Source organism: Nocardia halotolerans (genome assembly GCF_042650145.1).
Classification (GTDB): domain Bacteria; phylum Actinomycetota; class Actinomycetes; order Mycobacteriales; family Mycobacteriaceae; genus Nocardia; species Nocardia halotolerans.
In genome coordinates this window covers 793,203-809,338 of sequence record NZ_JBHSDL010000014.1, presented here as the reverse complement: position 1 = coordinate 809,338, position 16,136 = coordinate 793,203, and the positions used below count along the sequence as shown (strand labels likewise).

Here is a 16,136-nt window from a genome sequence, read left to right as displayed (position 1 = left end):
TGCCACCGTGACGACCTCAGAACTCTCCCCGCGCACCGAGCTCACCGCCGACGTCCGCAACGGCATCGATTACAAGGTGGCAGACCTCTCGCTGGCCGAATTCGGCCGCAAGGAGATCCGCCTCGCCGAGCACGAGATGCCGGGCCTGATGGCCCTGCGCCGCGAATACCACGATGTACAGCCGCTGGCCGGCGCGCGCGTGTCCGGCTCGCTGCACATGACGGTGCAGACCGCCGTGCTGATCGAAACGCTGACCGCGCTCGGCGCGCAGGTGCGCTGGGCCTCCTGCAACATCTTCTCCACCCAGGACCACGCCGCCGCCGCGATCGTGGTCGGCCCGCACGGCACCGTCGACGAGCCCAAGGGTGTGCCGGTGTTCGCGTGGAAGGGCGAGACTCTCGAGGAGTACTGGTGGGCCGCGGAGCAGATGCTCACCTGGCCGAACGAACCGGCCAACATGATCCTCGACGACGGTGGTGACGCCACCATGCTGGTGCTGCGCGGCGCGCAGTTCGAGAAGGCCGGGGTGGTTCCGCCCGCCGAGGACGACCACTCCGCCGAGTACACGGTGTTCCTTGACCTGCTGCGCGCGAGCCTCGAGGCCGACAAGGCCAAGTGGTCCACCATCGCCGAGTCGGTCCAGGGCGTCACCGAGGAGACCACCACCGGGGTGCTGCGGCTGTACCAGTTCGCCGCCGCGGGTGAGCTGGTGTTCCCGGCGATCAACGTCAACGACTCGGTCACCAAGTCCAAGTTCGACAACAAGTACGGCACCCGCCACTCGCTCATCGACGGCATCAACCGTGGCACCGATGTGCTCATCGGCGGCAAGAAGGTGCTGATCTGCGGTTACGGCGACGTGGGCAAGGGCTGTGCGGAGTCGCTCGCCGGTCAGGGCGCGCGCGTGCAGGTCACCGAGATCGACCCGATCAACGCACTGCAGGCGCTGATGGACGGCTACGACGTGGTCACCGTCGAGGACGCGATCGGCGACGCCGACATCGTCATCACCTCCACCGGTAACAAGGACATCATCACCCTCGACCACATGAAGGCGATGAAGGACCACGCGATCCTGGGCAACATCGGCCACTTCGACAACGAGATCGACATGGCCGCCCTGGAGCGTTGCGGTGCGACCCGGATCAACATCAAGCCGCAGGTCGACGAGTGGACGTTCACCGACTCCGGTAAGGCGATCATCGTGCTGTCGGAGGGTCGTCTGCTGAACCTGGGCAACGCCACCGGCCACCCCTCGTTCGTCATGTCCAACAGCTTCTCCAACCAGGTCATCGCCCAGATCGAGCTGTGGACCAAGCCGGCGGAGTACGACAACGAGGTCTACCGCCTGCCCAAGCACCTCGACGAGAAGGTCGCCAAGATCCACGTCGAGGCCCTCGGTGGCACCCTGACCAAGCTCAGCAAGGACCAGGCCGAGTACATCGGCGTGGACGTGGAAGGCCCGTACAAGCCGGACCACTACCGCTACTGATCCTTGAACGACAGTGGCCCGTCGACATCGGTCGACGGGCCACTGTTCGTCAGTCGCGCGAGTGTTCGGCTGCCGCTGCGGGCAGCCGGGAATCAGTAGGCGCAGTTGGACGGGAACTTGGTGTAGTCGCAGGGTTCGATGCTTCCGGTCGCGACGCCGAGCTGACGAAGCAGGCCGGCGAGCGACAAGACTGTGCCGCCGCTCCCGGAGTCGGCCACCGGGGCGGGCGAGTAGGGCTGCAGCGGCAGCGGCTCGGCGCCCGCCGTGGCCGCGCCACCCGCGAGGGCGAAGCCGACGGCGAGGGCGGCAACGGCGGTGCGCAGTGATTTGCGATGCATGGTGACTCCTTGTTCGACGCGGTCCGCCGGGGCCGATGCCCTCGGAATGTGCGGTGATCGCGTTGGCTCGCCAATGACCATGTCAGTTGTCTCCAGAACCCGGTAGCCACGAACCTTGGGGGCCCAAGGCTGGTCCGGCCCGCGAAATCCGGCGGTGAGGACGTGGAGGCCCTGGTCACGGCAACGGCCCGCCGATCGCAGTGATCGGCGGGCCGTTGCCGTGCTGTTTACGGGACCGGGCCGGTGGTGCAGATGGTGATGCCGTCGGCGTCACTGATCGAGATCAGTCCGCACAGCAGCGCGCCGGCGAGGTCGCTCGAGCCCGTGCCGACGGCCGCGTCGTTGCTACCGGTCAGCAGGCCGGGCCCGGAGCCGGTGGTGACCAGCTCGGTGACCAGCTTGCTCAGCGAGGCGGAACCGGCCGGGTCGTCGGCGGCGGCGGTCGGTGCGGTCGCGCCGAGCAGCAGGCCCGCGGTGGCGAGGGTGAAGACAGCGGTGGTCAGGGTGCGTGTGCGCAAGATGGCTCCGATTCTGGGCGCCCGGTCATGTGCCGGAGCGGTGCAGACCACCCTGTCTGCTGGTCGGCCCGATGGCCAGACCGAAGTTATGGGGGCGACGGGTAATCTCTGCGGTCATGGGCGTACTGATTGCGGTGGAGGGCCTCGACGGCGCCGGTAAACGGACATTGATCGAAGGTCTGACCGCCGAATTGTCGGCACGGGGTTTGCGCGCGGGTGCGCTGGCGTTTCCGCGCTACGGCCGCTCGGTGCACGCCGACCTGGCCGCCGAGGCCCTGCGCGGCGCCCACGGCGACCTGGCCGCCTCCATCAACGCGATGGCGGTCATGTTCGCCCTGGACCGGGCCGAGGCGAGCGCGGAGCTGTCGAACCTGTTGGATGCCAACGACATCGTGATCCTGGACCGCTGGGTGGCCTCCAACGCCGCCTATTCGGCCGCTCGCGCCCGGCAGGGAGCCGACGGCGAAATCGTCTCGTGGGTGGGCGATCTGGAGTACGCCCGGCTCGGCCTGCGTCCCCCCGACCTCACCGTGCTGCTCGACGTGCCCACCGAGGTGGCCGCCGAACGCGCCCGCCGCCGTGGCGAACTCGACCGGTCCCGCGCCCTGGACGCCTACGAGCGGGACGGCGGTCTGCAGCAGCGCACCGGCGAGGTCTATCGTGAGCTTGCCGACCGCGATTGGTTCGGCCGGTGGCAGACATACCGATCCGATGACGACAGGCCGACGCTACTCACCTTCTGCACGGAAATTATTGCCGGATAAGGTTGGCTGTGCGACGGGTTCACACCATTTAATGGCGTGGCGGCCCGATCCTGGCCTGGGAGATGACAACATAGGACTATGAAGCCCAAGATTCTGGTCGTCGACGACGATATGGCGCTCGCTGAGATGCTGACCATCGTCTTGCGCGGGGAAGGGTTCGACCCGCACGTGGTCGGCGACGGCACACAGGCCCTGTCGGCGGTGCGGGAGATCCGCCCCGACCTGGTGTTGCTGGACCTGATGCTGCCCGGCATGAACGGCATCGATGTATGCCGCGTCCTGCGGGCCGATTCCGGCGTGCCGATCGTGATGCTCACCGCCAAGACCGACACGGTCGACGTGGTGCTCGGTCTCGAGTCCGGCGCCGACGATTACATCGTCAAACCGTTCAAGCCCAAGGAACTCGTGGCCCGGGTGCGCGCGCGGCTGCGCCGCACCGAGGACGAGCCCGCCGAACTGCTCTCCATCGCCGACATCGTCATCGACGTGCCCGCGCACAAGGTGACCCGCGAGGGTACGCAGATCTCGCTGACCCCGTTGGAGTTCGACCTGCTGGTCGCGCTCGCGCGCAAGCCGCGTCAGGTGTTCACCCGTGAGGTGCTGCTCGAACAGGTGTGGGGTTACCGGCACGCGGCCGACACCCGCTTGGTGAACGTGCACGTGCAGCGGTTGCGCGCCAAGGTCGAGAAGGACCCGGAGAACCCGGAGATCGTGCTCACCGTGCGCGGAGTCGGGTACAAGGCCGGACCGCCGTGATCGGTCCCTGCGGGGCGCCGCGGTGACCGACAGGTTCATCGCGCAGTTGCGACGGTGGGCGACGCCGGTACTGACCTGGTTCCAGAGCATCGGGACCGCGCTGGGTCACCTGTGGCGCCGGTCGTTGCAGTTGCGGGTCATCGTTTCGACACTGACACTGTCGCTCATCGTGATCACGATCCTCGGGGTCGTGCTGACCGGTCAGATCACCGACCGCCTCCTCGAAGCCAAGATCAACGCGGCGGTCGAGGAGATGGATCGGGCCCGTGCCACGATCGAGAGCAAGCTGTCGGGCGTGCACGACGCGGGCAGCCAGCAGCAGCTCGCCGAGGCGCGTAGTGCGCTGTCCAGCCGCGGCGGGACCGGGCAGGGCACCGGGGCGGCGGGCAGTTTCGACTCCGCGCTGGCGATGGTCGGCGGCATGCCGACCCAGGAGATCACCGCGGGCCCGATGCGGGAGGTGCCGCTGGAGCTGCGCCGCTTCGTCCAGCGCAACCAGGTGTCCTACCAGTTCACCACCGTCGCCGACCCGGACGGTTACCGTGGGCGCGCGCTGATCATCGGCAGCCCGAGCGCCGAGGTGACCACCCTCGAGATCTACCTGATCTTCCCGCTGGCCAGCGAGGAGTCGAGCCTGTCGCTGATGCGCGGCACGATGCTCATCGGCGGCATGGTGCTGCTGGTGTTGCTGGCCGCGATCACCGCACTGGTCACCAGGCAGGTGGTGCTGCCGATCCGGTCGGCGGCGCGGATCGCGGGCCGATTCGCCGACGGCAGGCTCAAGGAACGCATGCTCGTGCGCGGCGAGGACGACATGGCCCGGCTGGCGCAGGCGTTCAACGAGATGGCCGAAAGCCTGTCGAATCAGATCACCCAGCTCGAGGAATTCGGCAACCTGCAGCGCCGCTTCACCTCCGATGTGAGCCACGAGCTGCGCACCCCGCTGACCACGGTGCGCATGGCCGCCGATCTCATCCACGGCTCCAGCGACGATCTCGACCCCGCGCTGGCCCGCAGCTCCGAACTGCTGGTCAACGAGCTGGACCGGTTCGAAGGTCTGCTCAACGACCTGCTCGAGATCTCGCGCCACGACGCCGGTGTGGCCGAGTTGCAAGTGGAGTCGCTGGACGTGCGCATGTGCGCGCGGGCCGCCATCTCCACGGTGCGGCACCTGGCCAAGGAGGCCGGCGTCGAGGTCGTGATCGACCTGCCGGAGGACCCGGTGGTGGCCGAGGTCGACCCGCGCCGCGTCGAACGGGTGCTGCGCAACCTGCTGGCCAACGCGATCGACCATTCCGAGGGCAAGCCGGTGCTGATCCGGATGCGTGGCGACGCCGAGGCCAACGCGGTGGCTACCGTCGTGCGCGATCAGGGTGTCGGCTTGCGGCCGGGCGAGGAGAAGCTGGTGTTCAACCGGTTCTGGCGCTCGGACCCGTCCCGGGTGCGTCGTTCCGGCGGCACCGGGCTCGGCCTGTCGATCAGTGTCGAGGACGCCAACCTGCACGAGGGCAGACTCGAGGCCTGGGGCGATCCCGGGGTGGGCGCCAGTTTCCGGCTGCTGCTGCCGATGGTGCGCGGCCGTAAACTCGGACCGAGCCCACTGGCCCTGGAGCCGATGCTGCGCAAGGTCCCCGCGCTGCCCGAGGCCGATCCCGAGCCCGAGGTGGTCGAACCCGCCGGTGCCGAACCCGGTGCCGACGACACCGCGCCCGCGACCGACCCACCCGGCGCCGCCGACGATGCCGCCGACCACGACCGACCGACGTCGACCGAGACCGGAGAACGACTGCCATGACGAATGCGGGTGGTGTGCGCTGGCAGCGGCGGAGCGCCGCGCTGCTCGCGCCTGTCCTGGCCGGGTTGCTGGCCCTCGCCGGCTGCGCCAGCCTGCCGGAGTCCTCGGCACCCCAGGCGCTGGGCACGATCAACCGCGCCCCGACCTCGCAGGGCCCGCCGCCACCATTACCCGGCCGCGATGCCGACCTGCTGATCAGCGATTTCCTCGCCGCCAGCGCCGACCCGAACAACCGGCACGCCGCGGCCCGTCAGTATCTGCGGCCCGAGGCTTCCGCGGACTGGAACGACGAGGCGAGCACCGTCATCGTCGACCGCGCCGACACCCTGCGCGAGTCCCGTTCCGAGAACAAGGCCAGCTATGTCATCCGTGCCCGCAAGGTCGGCGAGCTGTCGCGTGACGGCGCCTACCGGGCCACCGAGGGCATGCTCGAGAACAAGATCGAGATGACGAAGGTCGACGGCGAGTGGCGCATCACCGCGCTGCCCGACGGCGTGGTGATGGAATCGATCGCCTTCGACAAGACCTACCGCCGCTACGTGCTGTACTACGTCGATCCGGGCAGTTCGATGCTCGTGCCCGACCCCCGCTGGATCTCGGCGCCGCGCGACCAGCTCACCGAGCGGCTCATCGGGCTGCTCGCGGCGGGACCGCAGCCGACCATCGCACCGGTTGTGCGCAACCAACTGGCCGACCCGGTGGCGTTGCGCGGTCCGATCACCAAGGCCAACAACGAGCCCGGCGAAGTCGGCGTCGGCATCGGCGGGGTCCGCATCGACTTCACCGGGCTGGGCGGGCTCGGACCGCGCGAACGCGAGCTGTTCGCGGCGCAGGTGGTGATGACACTCTCCGGCGCCGACATCTTGGGCCCGTACGTCCTGCTGGCCGACGGCAAACCCCTCGACGAACGGTTCGCCGAACGGGGCTGGTCGGTCACCGACCTCGATCAGTACAGTGCCTCGGCGCCCGGCCAGAACCGGGTGGGATTGCACGCCCTGCGCGGGGGCAGCCTGGTGCAGGTGACCCCGGACGGCATCGTCACCCCGAGCGGATCCTTCGGTGAGGCCACCAACCTGGAGTCGGTCGGTATCTCCGCCGACGGGCAGTTCGTGGCCGCGGTCGCCGACACCGGTCGCCCCGCCCCCGAACCCGGCCGCACCCTGCTGATCGGCAACTACGGCGCCAAAGCCTTCGGGGTCGTCGAGGCGACGAGTATCGCCCGCCCGTCGTGGACGGCCGACGGCGGCGCCGCCTGGACGGTGCTCGACGGTGAGCGGGTGATCCGGGCGGTCACCGATCGCGCCACCGGCAACGTGTCGTTACAGGATGTGGACACCAGCGCGCTCTTCGACAGCACCGACGAGTTGCGCGCACCGATCAGCGAGGTGGCGGTGTCGCGCACCGGGGTGCGGGCGGCGCTGATCGCCGACGGTGAGGTGTACGTGGCGGTGATCGAACGCCGCGCCGACGGCAAATACGCCCTCACCTCCCCGCTGCCGGTGGCACTGGGACTGAGTACCCCCGCGGTCTCGGTGAGCTGGATCACCGGTGACACGTTGATGGTCGCGCGCGAGGGCAACGTCGACCCGGTGTTCACCGTGTCCATCGACGGCTCCCAGTTCATCCCGGTGACCTCGCAGAACCTGACCCCGCCGGTGCGGGTGGTGACGTCGTCGCCCTCGACCCAGTACGTCGCCGATTCCCGCGCGGTGCTGCAACTACAGACCGCCGACCCCACCCGCAGTGACCGCTTCTGGCGCGAGGTACCCGGGCTGACCGGGGAGATGGTGGTCCCGGTACTTCCGAGCTGAGCCTGTCGGTACCTGCTGCCATGCTCGTCAGCCATGGCGACGGCACTGCTCGACCTCGTCCTGCCCGCCCGCTGCGGCGGATGCGGATCGGCTGGTACCCCGTGGTGCGCCGCGTGCGCCGCCGAGCTGAGCCGGGCCCCGGTCCGGGTGCGCCCACGCGCCGATCCCGGCGTTCCGTGCTGGGCGCTGGGCGCCTACGCCGGCCCCGCAAAACGCGCGGTGCTGGCGGCCAAGGAACACGGTAGGCGTGACCTCGCCGCGCCCCTCGGTCTCGCGCTCGCGCACGCGCTGGCCCGGCTGCGCGCCCCCGATCGGCCGCTGCTGCTCGTGCCCGCCCCGACCAGGCGCCGGGCCGCCCGCGGTCGTGGTGGTGATCCGGTGGCGCGCGCGTCGGTCGCGGCGGCCGGGTGGCTGATCGATTGCCGGATGGTGCCGCTGCTGCGGATGGGGCCCGGCGTCAAGGACTCGGTGGGCCTGCGCACCGCCGAGCGCGCCGAGAACCTGCGCGACAAGATCGTACTCAGCGACCGGGCACGCGATCCGGCCGTCGAAGGCGGAAAAGCCGAGGTCGTCCTGGTCGACGATGTGCTCACCACCGGGGCCACCGCAGCGGAATCGATACGGGTTCTTGGCCGAATCGGCATAGTTCCGTGTGCCGTTTTGGTGACCTGTGCGGCTTGACTGGGCGAAATTTGCGTGAACAGTGGCGCGCTTGCCCGTGGCGGACTAGCGTCGCGATCACACACACCGAACGAGAAGTTTGGGGAGGTGGCGCCGCGGACATTGGTGTCGAGCGAATCCCGATCGGCACAGCTCAATCCCGCCGCACGCGCGCTTTGTGTGCGGCCATATCCGGGAGGTACGCGTGACGACTTCTTCACGGGCATCAGTGCACGATGCTGAACCCATGGCACAGAAAAACGGTGCCACCGAGACGATCGAATTCGAGACCCCGAACGCTGAAGTGGTGGTCTCCGGTCGCAACGTCGAAATCCCCGACCACTACCGAATCCATGTCGCGGAGAAGCTGTCTCGACTAGAGCGCTTCGACCCGTCGATCTTCCTCTTCGACGTGGAACTGTTCCACGAACGGAATCGTCGTCAACGCAAGGCCTGCCAGCGTGTGGAGATCACCGCTCGCGGGCGTGGTCCGATCGTGCGCGCCGAGGCGTGTGCCGACAGCTTCTACGCCGCGCTCGAATCGGCCGTCCAGAAGATCGAGAGCAGGCTGCGCCGGACCAAGGACAAGCGGCGCGTCGTGCACTACGGCGACAAGACGCCCGTCTCGGTCGCCGAGGCCACCGCCACCCTGGTGGACGAATCGCTGTTCACCCCGCCCGACGGGTCGCGGCCCCACGATCACGACGAAGACCAGCAGGATCTGGGTCCGGGCCACATCGTGCGCACCAAGGTGCACACCGCCACCCCGATGTCGGTGGACGACGCCCTGTACCAGATGGAATTGGTCGGCCACGACTTCTTCCTGTTCCACGACAAGGAGACCGACAGCCCGTCGGTGGTCTACCGCAGGCACGCCTTCGACTACGGCTTGATCCGGCTGGCCTGACCACACCGTGACCGACCCGGGCATCCGCCGCAGCGGATGCCCGGACCGCGTTCAGCCGCCGAAGGTTTCGCGGTGCACGGCCTCGTCGAGTGACCGGCGCGCGCGCCAGCCGAACCGTTCCAGGTCCGGCACCTGCTGGAACTCGCGCACCGGTCCCACACACAGCCAGGCCACCGGTCTGATCCCGGCGGGCAACCCGACCAGCTCACTGAGGAATTCCGGGTCGTAGAACGACACCCAGCCCACGCCGATCCGCTCGGCGGTCGCGGCCAGCCACAGATTCTGGATCGCCAGCACCGTCGAATACACCCCGGTCTCGGGCACGCTCGCGCGGCCGAGCACCTGGGGCCCACCGCGCCGGTCGTCATGGGTGACCACGACGCCGGTGCCGCTCTCGACGATTCCCTCGATCTTGATCGGGGCGAAGGTCGCGGCCCGCTCGGCAGGCAGCGCGGCGGCGAACTCGGTCCGCTTGCCCGCCACATGGTCGGCGAAACGGCGCAAGGTGGCGGCCTCGCGCACCACGACGAAATCCCACGGTTGCGAGTTCCCCACGCTGGGCGCACGGTGAGCCGCATCCAGGATCCGCCACAGGGTGTCGTCGTCGATCGGCTCGCCGGTGTACTCGGCGCGCACATCACGGCGCAGACGGATCGCGTCGTAGACACCCAGTCGCTCAGCACTCACGCCGCTCACTCTATTCGGCTGTGACATGGCGGCTGGCGCCGCGTGTTCTCGGCCCTGTTCCCCGGCTCTTCCCTCCCTCCGGGTACTCCTTCGTCGCACCCTCCGCTCAGTCCAGAGCCGGGCGGGCCGAGGACGGGCCGAGAACCGGGCGGCGGCCCGCTGGACGGGAGGCCCGCTGAACTGGCGGGCCGCTGAACGGTCAGGCGGCTGAACGGCGGGCGATGCGGCGTCCGGCGGCCAGGGCGGTCCGCAGGCCGCGCCTGCGCCCGGTCACCGGGTCGATGCTGGGGGAGGTGTTGCCGGCGAACAGGCGCTCGGACTTGGTTTCGGGAGCGTCGTCGGTGGTGTGGCGCAGGTACTTGTTGGGCAACGAGAGCTTGAGGATCGTGCGCCACGACTTGAAGTACTGCACCGGCAGTGAGCCGGTGGTGTAGGGCAGGTCGTACTTCTCGGCCAGCTCGCGCACCCGGACCGCGATCGTGGCGTAGCGGTTGCTCGGCAGGTCGGGGAACAGGTGGTGCTCGATCTGGTGGCTCAGGTTGCCCGACATGAAGTGCATCATCGGCCCGCCGCTGATGTTGGCGCTGCCCAGCATCTGCCGCAGATACCACTCGCCCTGGGTCTCGTCCTCGATGTCGGCCTTGGTGAACTTCTCGGCGCCGTCGGGGAAGTGCCCGCAGAAGATCACCGCGTTGGTCCACACATTGCGCACCACATTGGCGGCGAAGTTGGCGGTGAGCGTGGTGAAGAACGACGGTCCGGTGAGCAGCGGGAAGATCACGTAGTCCTTGGCGGCCTGCTTACCGATCTTCTTCAGCACCAGCTTGCGGTCGGCGTCGAACTGCCGCCACTCGGCCGAGTCCTTGTCCCACTTCTTCTTCGCCACCTTGCCCAGCTCGAGATGCTGGATCGCCACGCCGTACTCGAACAGCGCCTGGAGCACGAAGTTGTACACCGGGTTGCCGAGGTAGAACGGCATCCAGCGCTGGTCGCGGGTCACGCGCAGCAGGCCGTAGCCGATGTCGTCGTCCATGCCGAGCACGTTGGTGTACTTGTGGTGCAGGAAGTTGTGGGTGATCTTCCAGTGCGCCGACGGGCCCGCGTTGTCCCATTCCCACGAGGTGGAGTGGATTTCCGGATCGTTCATCCAGTCCCACTGGCCGTGCATGACGTTGTGCCCGATCTCCATGTTCTCGATGATCTTGGCGGAGCCGAGCAGAGCCACGCCGGCCAACCAGGCCGGGGGCAGGAAGCTCGCGAACAACACGGTGCGGCCGCTGATCTCCAGCGCCCGTTGTAGGCGGATGACGTTGCGGATATAGCGGGCGTCGGCCGCACCTCGCGAGGATTCGATTTCGCGGCGGATCGCGTCGAACTCAGCACCGAGAGCTTCGACATCCGCGGCAGTGAGGTGCGCGTATTCCTTGACATCCGAGATCGCCATGGCGGTTACAGTACCGTAGGTTACGAGAGCGTAGGTTGGCGAGTTCGGACCCAGGATGTGTGAAACGTCCTATTGCGAAACCGAGACGCAGATGTTATCTGAAGCTGCGCGCCCGCTTGCGCAGCGCCTGCTTCTCCTGCCGCGCCCGCGCCTTGATGGCCACCTTGGCCTCACGCAGCACCTCTTTCTCGTGCCGCGCCTTCACCTCGAGTGTCACCTTGGCATCGTGGAGCGCCGAACGCAGCCCGAACCGCTTGCCGGTCTCGGGATCGACGCGCAGGGCCTCGGGCAGCGTGATGCCGTGGAATTTGCGCTCCGAGGACGTCTCGGGCGCATCGTCGGCGGTGCGCTTGAGGAAACGATCGGGCAGCGCGAGCTTGTGGATGGTGCGGAAGGCCAGCAGGTACTGCTTGCCCAGTGAGCCGGTGGTGTAGGGCAGGTCGTACTTGTCGCACAGCGCCCGCACCTGTTCGGCGATTTCGGAGTATCGGTTGCTCGGCAGGTCGGGGAACAGGTGGTGTTCGATCTGGTAGCAGAGGTTGCCGCTCATGAACGCCATCACCGGGCCGGCCTTGAAATTGGCGCTGCCCAGCATCTGGCGCAGGTACCAGGCGCCCTGGGTTTCCCCGTCGAGCTGCTCGACGGTGAACTTCTCGGCGCCGTCGGGGAAGTGGCCGCAGAAGATCACCGCGTAGGACCACAGGTTGCGCACCAGATTGGCGGTCGCGTTGGCCTTGAGCGTGGACTTCCACGCGGGCCCGGTCAGGGCCGGGTACAGCACGAAGTCCTTGGCCACCTGCCGGCCCACCTTGCGGTAGAACTCGCGGTCGGGCGGGGAGGTGACGGCGCCCGGCTTGATCCCGGCCAGCTCCTTCTCGATGCCCAGATCGTGCAGCGCGATGCCCCACTCGAAGGTGGCGGCCAGCAGCAGATTCGCCGCGGGCTGGATGAGGTGCAGCGGACGCCAGGCTTCGTCGCGGGTCATCCGCAGGATGCCGAAGCCGAGGTCCTCGTCCTTGCCCAGCACATTGGTGTAGGTGTGGTGGGAGTAGTTGTGCGCGCGCCGCCACTGCGCCGACGGGCCGGTCATGTCCCACTCCCAGCTGGTGGAGTGGATTTCCGGGTCGTTCATCCAGTCCCATTGCCCGTGGCTCACATTGTGGCCCAGCTCCATGTTCTCGATGATCTTGGCGACCGAGAGCAAAGTGGTGCCGGTGAGCCAGGCCCAGCGCTTACGGCTGCCGAACAGCACGGCCCGCCCCGCCACCTCGAGGCCGCGCTGGGCCCTGATGGCACGACGGATGTACTTGGCGTCGCGCTCACCGCGAGAGGTCTCCACCGAGCGGCGGATCGAATCGAGTTCTTTCCCGAGAGTCTCGATGTCGGCCGACGTCAGATGGGCGAATGCCTGGATATCGGTGATGGCCACCGGGGTCCTCTCTGTTTGGTTGGCGACTGGCGCGCTGTCTCGATCACAACCGAGGCGGGCCGGGGACAGGCGATCGAAGCCGCCTGTCCCCGGCCCAGTGCCGGAACGACACGCAGTGCCGCGACCAGCCGCTGCCGATCAGTCATATAACCGGCGCATTACCCGAGAATACCCGGTGAAACAGGTGGGTGGGGGGATCAGATGTCGAGAGTACAGTCACCCGCCGCGGCGGAGATGCAGGTCTGCACCTTGTCGCCGGGCTGACGTTCGTCGCCATTGCGCAGATCACGGGCGTAACCCGCCGACAGCGTCACCACACAGGTCTGGCAGATGCCCATCCGGCAGCCGAAAGGCAGCTGCACACCGACTGATTCGCCCGCCTCCAGCAGGCTCGTCGCGCCGTCGACGGCGAGGCTGCGCCCGGTGCTGCCGAAGGTGACGGTGCCGCCCTCACCCACCGCGGAGCGTTGCACCTCGAACCGTTCGACGTGCAGCTTGTCCACGACACCCGCACTCTTCCAATGCTGTTCGATCGCGTCGAGCATCGGCGCGGGCCCACACGCCCAGGTTTCGCGCTCGCGCCAATCGGGGTAGAGCTCGTCGAGGCTGGTCAGCGAGAACAGGCCCTGTTCATCGGTGAGCTGCAGATGCGAATCGAAGCTGGGGTACTTGTCGTGCAGGGCGCGCAGTTCGGCGCCGAACATCACGTCGGCATCGGTGGGGGCCGAATGCACGTGCACCACGTCGTGCATCTCGTCGCGGCGATCCATCGTGCGCAACATCGACATCACCGGGGTGATGCCGCTGCCCGCGGTGAGGAACAGCACCTTGTCGGGCACCGGCTGGGGCAGCACGAATCCGCCCTGCGGCGCGGCCAGGCGCACCACGGTGCCCGCGGCGACGCCGTTGACCAGGTGGCTGGACAGCTTGCCCTCCGGCATCGCCTTCACCGCGATCGAGATCAGCCGCTTGCCGCCTTCGCCGGTCCAGTCCGGCGGGCAGGTCAGCGAGTAGGAACGCCAGTTCCAGCGACCGTCGATCAGGATGCCGATGCCGATGTACTGGCCCGGCTGATACTTGAAATCGAAACCCCAGCCCGGCTTGATCACCAGAGTCGCCGAGTCGGCGGTCTCCTTGCGCACCTCCACGACGCGCCCGCGCAGTTCCCGCGCCGACCACAGCGGGTTGGCCAGGTGCAGGTAGTCGTCGGGCAGCAGCGGGGTGGTCACCCGGGCAACCGCGCCTCGTAGCACGTTCAGCTTGCCGCCGCGATCGGCGACCTGCGCGGCCGGTGCTTCGAGCCATTCCCGGAACTTGTTCAGGACCATCTGTGCCGTTACTCCCTGTCGTGCATCCGTGCCACCGTGGGGTGGCTCGCCCGCTGTCAGGTTACGGCATCGTAGGTTCGGTGTCGGCTGCCAGTCGCGATGTCACATCAGATCGAGCAGGAACGGCAGTTCTTGGGTGGCGTACCAGGCCAGTTGGTGGTCCTGGGCGTCACCGAGGACGAATTCGGCGTCGGGATCGCCCAGATCGGCGGCGTCGATCACGTCGACGGCCTTGGCCACCTGTGGTTCGGCCTCGGCGAGGTCCACGTGGACCGCCGCGACCTGGTCGTAGCTGATCGGCCCGGCCAGCTTCACCACCGCGTCGTCGAGGTCGGGGCGCAGTTTCGCGCCGGTGACGTCGGCGGCGATCACGCAGCGCCGATAGATCGGGCCGCCCGGATTCGCGGCCTCGCCGGGGGCGGTGGCGTCGTCGTCGGCGTCGTCGAGCCCGTCGCGTTCGGCGGCCAGCAGCCGCAGCGAGGCCATCGCCGCTTCCGACATGGCGACCTCGGCCAGTTCGTCGTCGTCGCCGGCGGAGTAGGCCTCGCGCAGGGTGGGGGTGACGGCGAACGCGGTCGCACCGAGCGGGAACAGTTCGCGCTCGTCGACGAGACCGCGCAGCATCGGGATGGTGGCGGGGATATAGACGCGCATCTTGTCGTTGTCAGAGACAGGCACCGAGCAACTCCTCCATCGATTCGTGTACCGACGCCGCGAGGACGTCGATATCGGCCATGGCGTCGCGGTCGGCGTTGAGTCCGTAGAAGACCTGACCGTCGTACGAGGTGAGCCCGAAGCTCAACGTCTGATTGCGCAGCAGCGGCGAGACCGGATACATCTCCAGCATGCGCGCACCGCCGATGTACATCGCGGTCTGGGGTCCCGGCGCGTTGGTGATCACCAGGTTGAACGTGTTGTCGGCGAAGGTGCTCGCCGCCCGCACGCTCATCGCGTGCAGGCTGGCCGGCGCGAAACCGGCCAGGTGCACCAGGGTGCGCGCCCGTACCCCGCGGCGTTGCCTGCCCGCGGCTTCGGTGGCGTGGGAGATGTGGGACAGCCGCATCGTCGGGTTCGGTTCACCCACCGGCAGGTCGATGAGGAACGAGGACACCTCGCTGGCCGGGGTGAGCTGGTTGTCGCCGTCGACGTAGACCGACATCGGTACCACCGCGCGCAGGTTCGTCGACTCGGTGAGCGCCTCGTTGCGCGAGAGCAACCAGTTGCGCAGGGCCCCGGTGACCACCGCGAGCACGGTGTCGTTGATCGAGCAGTCGAAGTGCCGCCGGATGGTGCGGTAGTCGTCGAGGTCGGTGCGCACCACATCGAAGCGCCTGCTGCGCGACGTGCGGGCGTTGAGCGGGCTGTCGGGGGCGCCGGAGGTTGCCGCGCGCACCGCGTTGGCCGCGGCGTGCACGGCCATCCTGGTGCCGCGCACCACCCCGAACGCGCTGGACCCGGCATCGCGCACCACTTCGTAGGCTTCGCGCGGCTGCGCGGCCAGTTGCGAGAGCGCACCGGCGAGCAGTTCCACGTCGGTGGGTTCGCGCGGTGCGCGCCAGGCGTCGTCGGCCAGTTCGCGCGGCAGCTGGCTGTTGTCGAGGATCACGTGCCCGATCTCGAGGGCGGTGTCACCGTCGACCAGCGCGGAATGCGACTTGGTGAACACCGCGCTGCGCCCGTCGGCCAGGCCCTCGATCAGATACATCTCCCACAGCGGCCTGGCCTGGTCCAGCGGTCGTGAGGCGAGCCGGGCCACCAGTTCGTAGAGCTGTTCGTCGGTACCCGGACCGGGCAGCGCGGAGCGGCGGATGTGATAGCTGATGTCGAAGCGGCTGTCCTCGACCCACACCGGCCGGCCCAGCGACAGCGGGATCTCGCGCACCTTGCGGCGGTAGCGGGGGACCAGCGGCAGCCGGGATTCGACGAGGTCGATGAGCCGCTCGTAGTCCAGGAGCTGGCCGGTGCCGTCGGGGGAACTGTTCTGGAGGATCGCGAGAGAGCCGATGTGGATGGGGTTGCTGCTCGACTCGAGCCGGTAGAACGCCGCGTCCTGTGGCGTCAATCTCGTGATCACGCGCTCCGATGCTCCTTCCGGTGCCGTATGCGCCGATCGGGCACGCGCTCCATCCTACGTCACGGCAGGTGAATCGCAGTGCCGGGCAAGGGGGCTCGCCGGACGTTGTGACCTGGGCCGATGACTGCCCCCG

General features: G+C 68.2%; 15 protein-coding genes. 7 read left to right on the top strand and 8 right to left on the bottom strand.

What is annotated here, in order from left to right:
• The first annotated feature begins 7 nt into the window (after positions 1-7).
• Complete coding sequence (ahcY, locus tag ACFO5K_RS14380) at positions 8-1,492, top strand: adenosylhomocysteinase (protein WP_378561724.1); 1,485 nt, start codon at positions 8-10, stop codon at positions 1,490-1,492.
• A 92-nt stretch (positions 1,493-1,584) separates the two neighbouring features.
• Here ahcY and ACFO5K_RS14375 read toward each other — a convergent pair whose 3' ends face one another.
• Complete coding sequence (locus tag ACFO5K_RS14375; protein ID WP_378561721.1) at positions 1,585-1,830, bottom strand: hypothetical protein; 246 nt, start codon at positions 1,828-1,830, stop codon at positions 1,585-1,587.
• A 227-nt stretch (positions 1,831-2,057) separates the two neighbouring features.
• Positions 2,058-2,348 (bottom strand): hypothetical protein, encoded by a 291-nt coding sequence (locus ACFO5K_RS14370; RefSeq protein ID WP_378561718.1) that lies wholly within the window; start codon positions 2,346-2,348, stop codon positions 2,058-2,060.
• Positions 2,349-2,464: 116 nt separating this feature from the next.
• On the opposite strand from ACFO5K_RS14370, the gene ACFO5K_RS14365 reads away from it, so the two are divergent.
• From ACFO5K_RS14365 to hpf, 6 genes are all read left to right on the top strand, one after another.
• Positions 2,465-3,112, top strand: a complete 648-nt coding sequence (locus ACFO5K_RS14365; RefSeq protein ID WP_378561715.1) for a dTMP kinase — start codon at positions 2,465-2,467, stop codon at positions 3,110-3,112.
• A 78-nt stretch (positions 3,113-3,190) separates the two neighbouring features.
• Positions 3,191-3,868: an MtrAB system response regulator MtrA gene (mtrA, locus tag ACFO5K_RS14360; protein WP_378561712.1), complete on the top strand. Its 678-nt coding sequence runs from the start codon at positions 3,191-3,193 to the stop codon at positions 3,866-3,868.
• 70 nt (positions 3,869-3,938) lie between these two features.
• Positions 3,939-5,663, top strand: coding sequence for an MtrAB system histidine kinase MtrB (gene mtrB, locus ACFO5K_RS14355; protein WP_378563843.1), 1,725 nt, complete (start codon positions 3,939-3,941; stop codon positions 5,661-5,663).
• Positions 5,660-7,474 carry an MtrAB system accessory lipoprotein LpqB gene (gene lpqB / locus ACFO5K_RS14350; RefSeq protein WP_378561709.1) on the top strand — a complete coding sequence of 605 codons (1,815 nt, stop codon included), beginning with the start codon at positions 5,660-5,662 and terminating at the stop codon, positions 7,472-7,474. Before mtrB ends, lpqB begins: the two co-directional genes overlap by 4 nt.
• 33 nt (positions 7,475-7,507) lie before the next feature.
• Entirely contained in the window at positions 7,508-8,155 is a 648-nt protein-coding gene (locus tag ACFO5K_RS14345) for a ComF family protein (protein ID WP_378561706.1), read from the top strand.
• 184 nt (positions 8,156-8,339) lie between these two features.
• The gene (hpf, locus tag ACFO5K_RS14340) at positions 8,340-9,041 is read left to right on the top strand and encodes a ribosome hibernation-promoting factor, HPF/YfiA family (protein ID WP_378561703.1); all 702 of its coding nucleotides are present in this window, start codon (positions 8,340-8,342) and stop codon (positions 9,039-9,041) included.
• Between the two features lie 51 nt (positions 9,042-9,092).
• Here hpf and bluB read toward each other — a convergent pair whose 3' ends face one another.
• The 6 genes from bluB to ACFO5K_RS14310 all read right to left on the bottom strand — a co-directional run bounded on the left by bluB (position 9,093) and on the right by ACFO5K_RS14310 (position 16,003).
• Positions 9,093-9,755: a 5,6-dimethylbenzimidazole synthase gene (bluB, locus tag ACFO5K_RS14335; protein WP_378561700.1), complete on the bottom strand. Its 663-nt coding sequence runs from the start codon at positions 9,753-9,755 to the stop codon at positions 9,093-9,095.
• A gap of 172 nt (positions 9,756-9,927) precedes the next feature.
• Positions 9,928-11,172 (bottom strand): fatty acid desaturase family protein, encoded by a 1,245-nt coding sequence (locus ACFO5K_RS14330; protein ID WP_378561697.1) that lies wholly within the window; start codon positions 11,170-11,172, stop codon positions 9,928-9,930.
• A 94-nt stretch (positions 11,173-11,266) separates the two neighbouring features.
• Positions 11,267-12,601, bottom strand: coding sequence for a fatty acid desaturase family protein (locus ACFO5K_RS14325; RefSeq protein ID WP_378561694.1), 1,335 nt, complete (start codon positions 12,599-12,601; stop codon positions 11,267-11,269).
• Between the two features lie 197 nt (positions 12,602-12,798).
• Positions 12,799-13,929: a ferredoxin reductase gene (locus ACFO5K_RS14320; RefSeq protein WP_378561691.1), complete on the bottom strand. Its 1,131-nt coding sequence runs from the start codon at positions 13,927-13,929 to the stop codon at positions 12,799-12,801.
• Between the two features lie 102 nt (positions 13,930-14,031).
• The gene (locus tag ACFO5K_RS14315; RefSeq protein ID WP_378563840.1) at positions 14,032-14,583 is read right to left on the bottom strand and encodes a DUF6912 family protein; all 552 of its coding nucleotides are present in this window, start codon (positions 14,581-14,583) and stop codon (positions 14,032-14,034) included.
• A gap of 10 nt (positions 14,584-14,593) precedes the next feature.
• Positions 14,594-16,003: a WS/DGAT/MGAT family O-acyltransferase gene (locus tag ACFO5K_RS14310; RefSeq protein WP_378561688.1), complete on the bottom strand. Its 1,410-nt coding sequence runs from the start codon at positions 16,001-16,003 to the stop codon at positions 14,594-14,596.
• Between the last annotated feature and the right edge of the window lie 133 nt (positions 16,004-16,136).

Excerpts from the sequence above, each read along its gene's own strand:
- ACFO5K_RS14375 (WP_378561721.1), bottom strand. The coding sequence starts at position 1,830 with ATGCATCGCAAATCACTGCGCACCGCCGTTGCCGCCCTCGCCGTCGGC.
- ACFO5K_RS14365 (WP_378561715.1), top strand. The coding sequence starts at position 2,465 with ATGGGCGTACTGATTGCGGTGGAGGGCCTCGACGGCGCCGGTAAACGG.
- mtrA (WP_378561712.1), top strand. The coding sequence starts at position 3,191 with ATGAAGCCCAAGATTCTGGTCGTCGACGACGATATGGCGCTCGCTGAG.
- lpqB (WP_378561709.1), top strand. The coding sequence starts at position 5,660 with ATGACGAATGCGGGTGGTGTGCGCTGGCAGCGGCGGAGCGCCGCGCTG.
- ACFO5K_RS14345 (WP_378561706.1), top strand. The coding sequence starts at position 7,508 with ATGGCGACGGCACTGCTCGACCTCGTCCTGCCCGCCCGCTGCGGCGGA.
- bluB (WP_378561700.1), bottom strand. The coding sequence starts at position 9,755 with ATGTCACAGCCGAATAGAGTGAGCGGCGTGAGTGCTGAGCGACTGGGT.
- ACFO5K_RS14330 (WP_378561697.1), bottom strand. The coding sequence starts at position 11,172 with ATGGCGATCTCGGATGTCAAGGAATACGCGCACCTCACTGCCGCGGAT.
- ACFO5K_RS14320 (WP_378561691.1), bottom strand. The coding sequence starts at position 13,929 with ATGGTCCTGAACAAGTTCCGGGAATGGCTCGAAGCACCGGCCGCGCAG.
- ACFO5K_RS14315 (WP_378563840.1), bottom strand. The coding sequence starts at position 14,583 with ATGCGCGTCTATATCCCCGCCACCATCCCGATGCTGCGCGGTCTCGTC.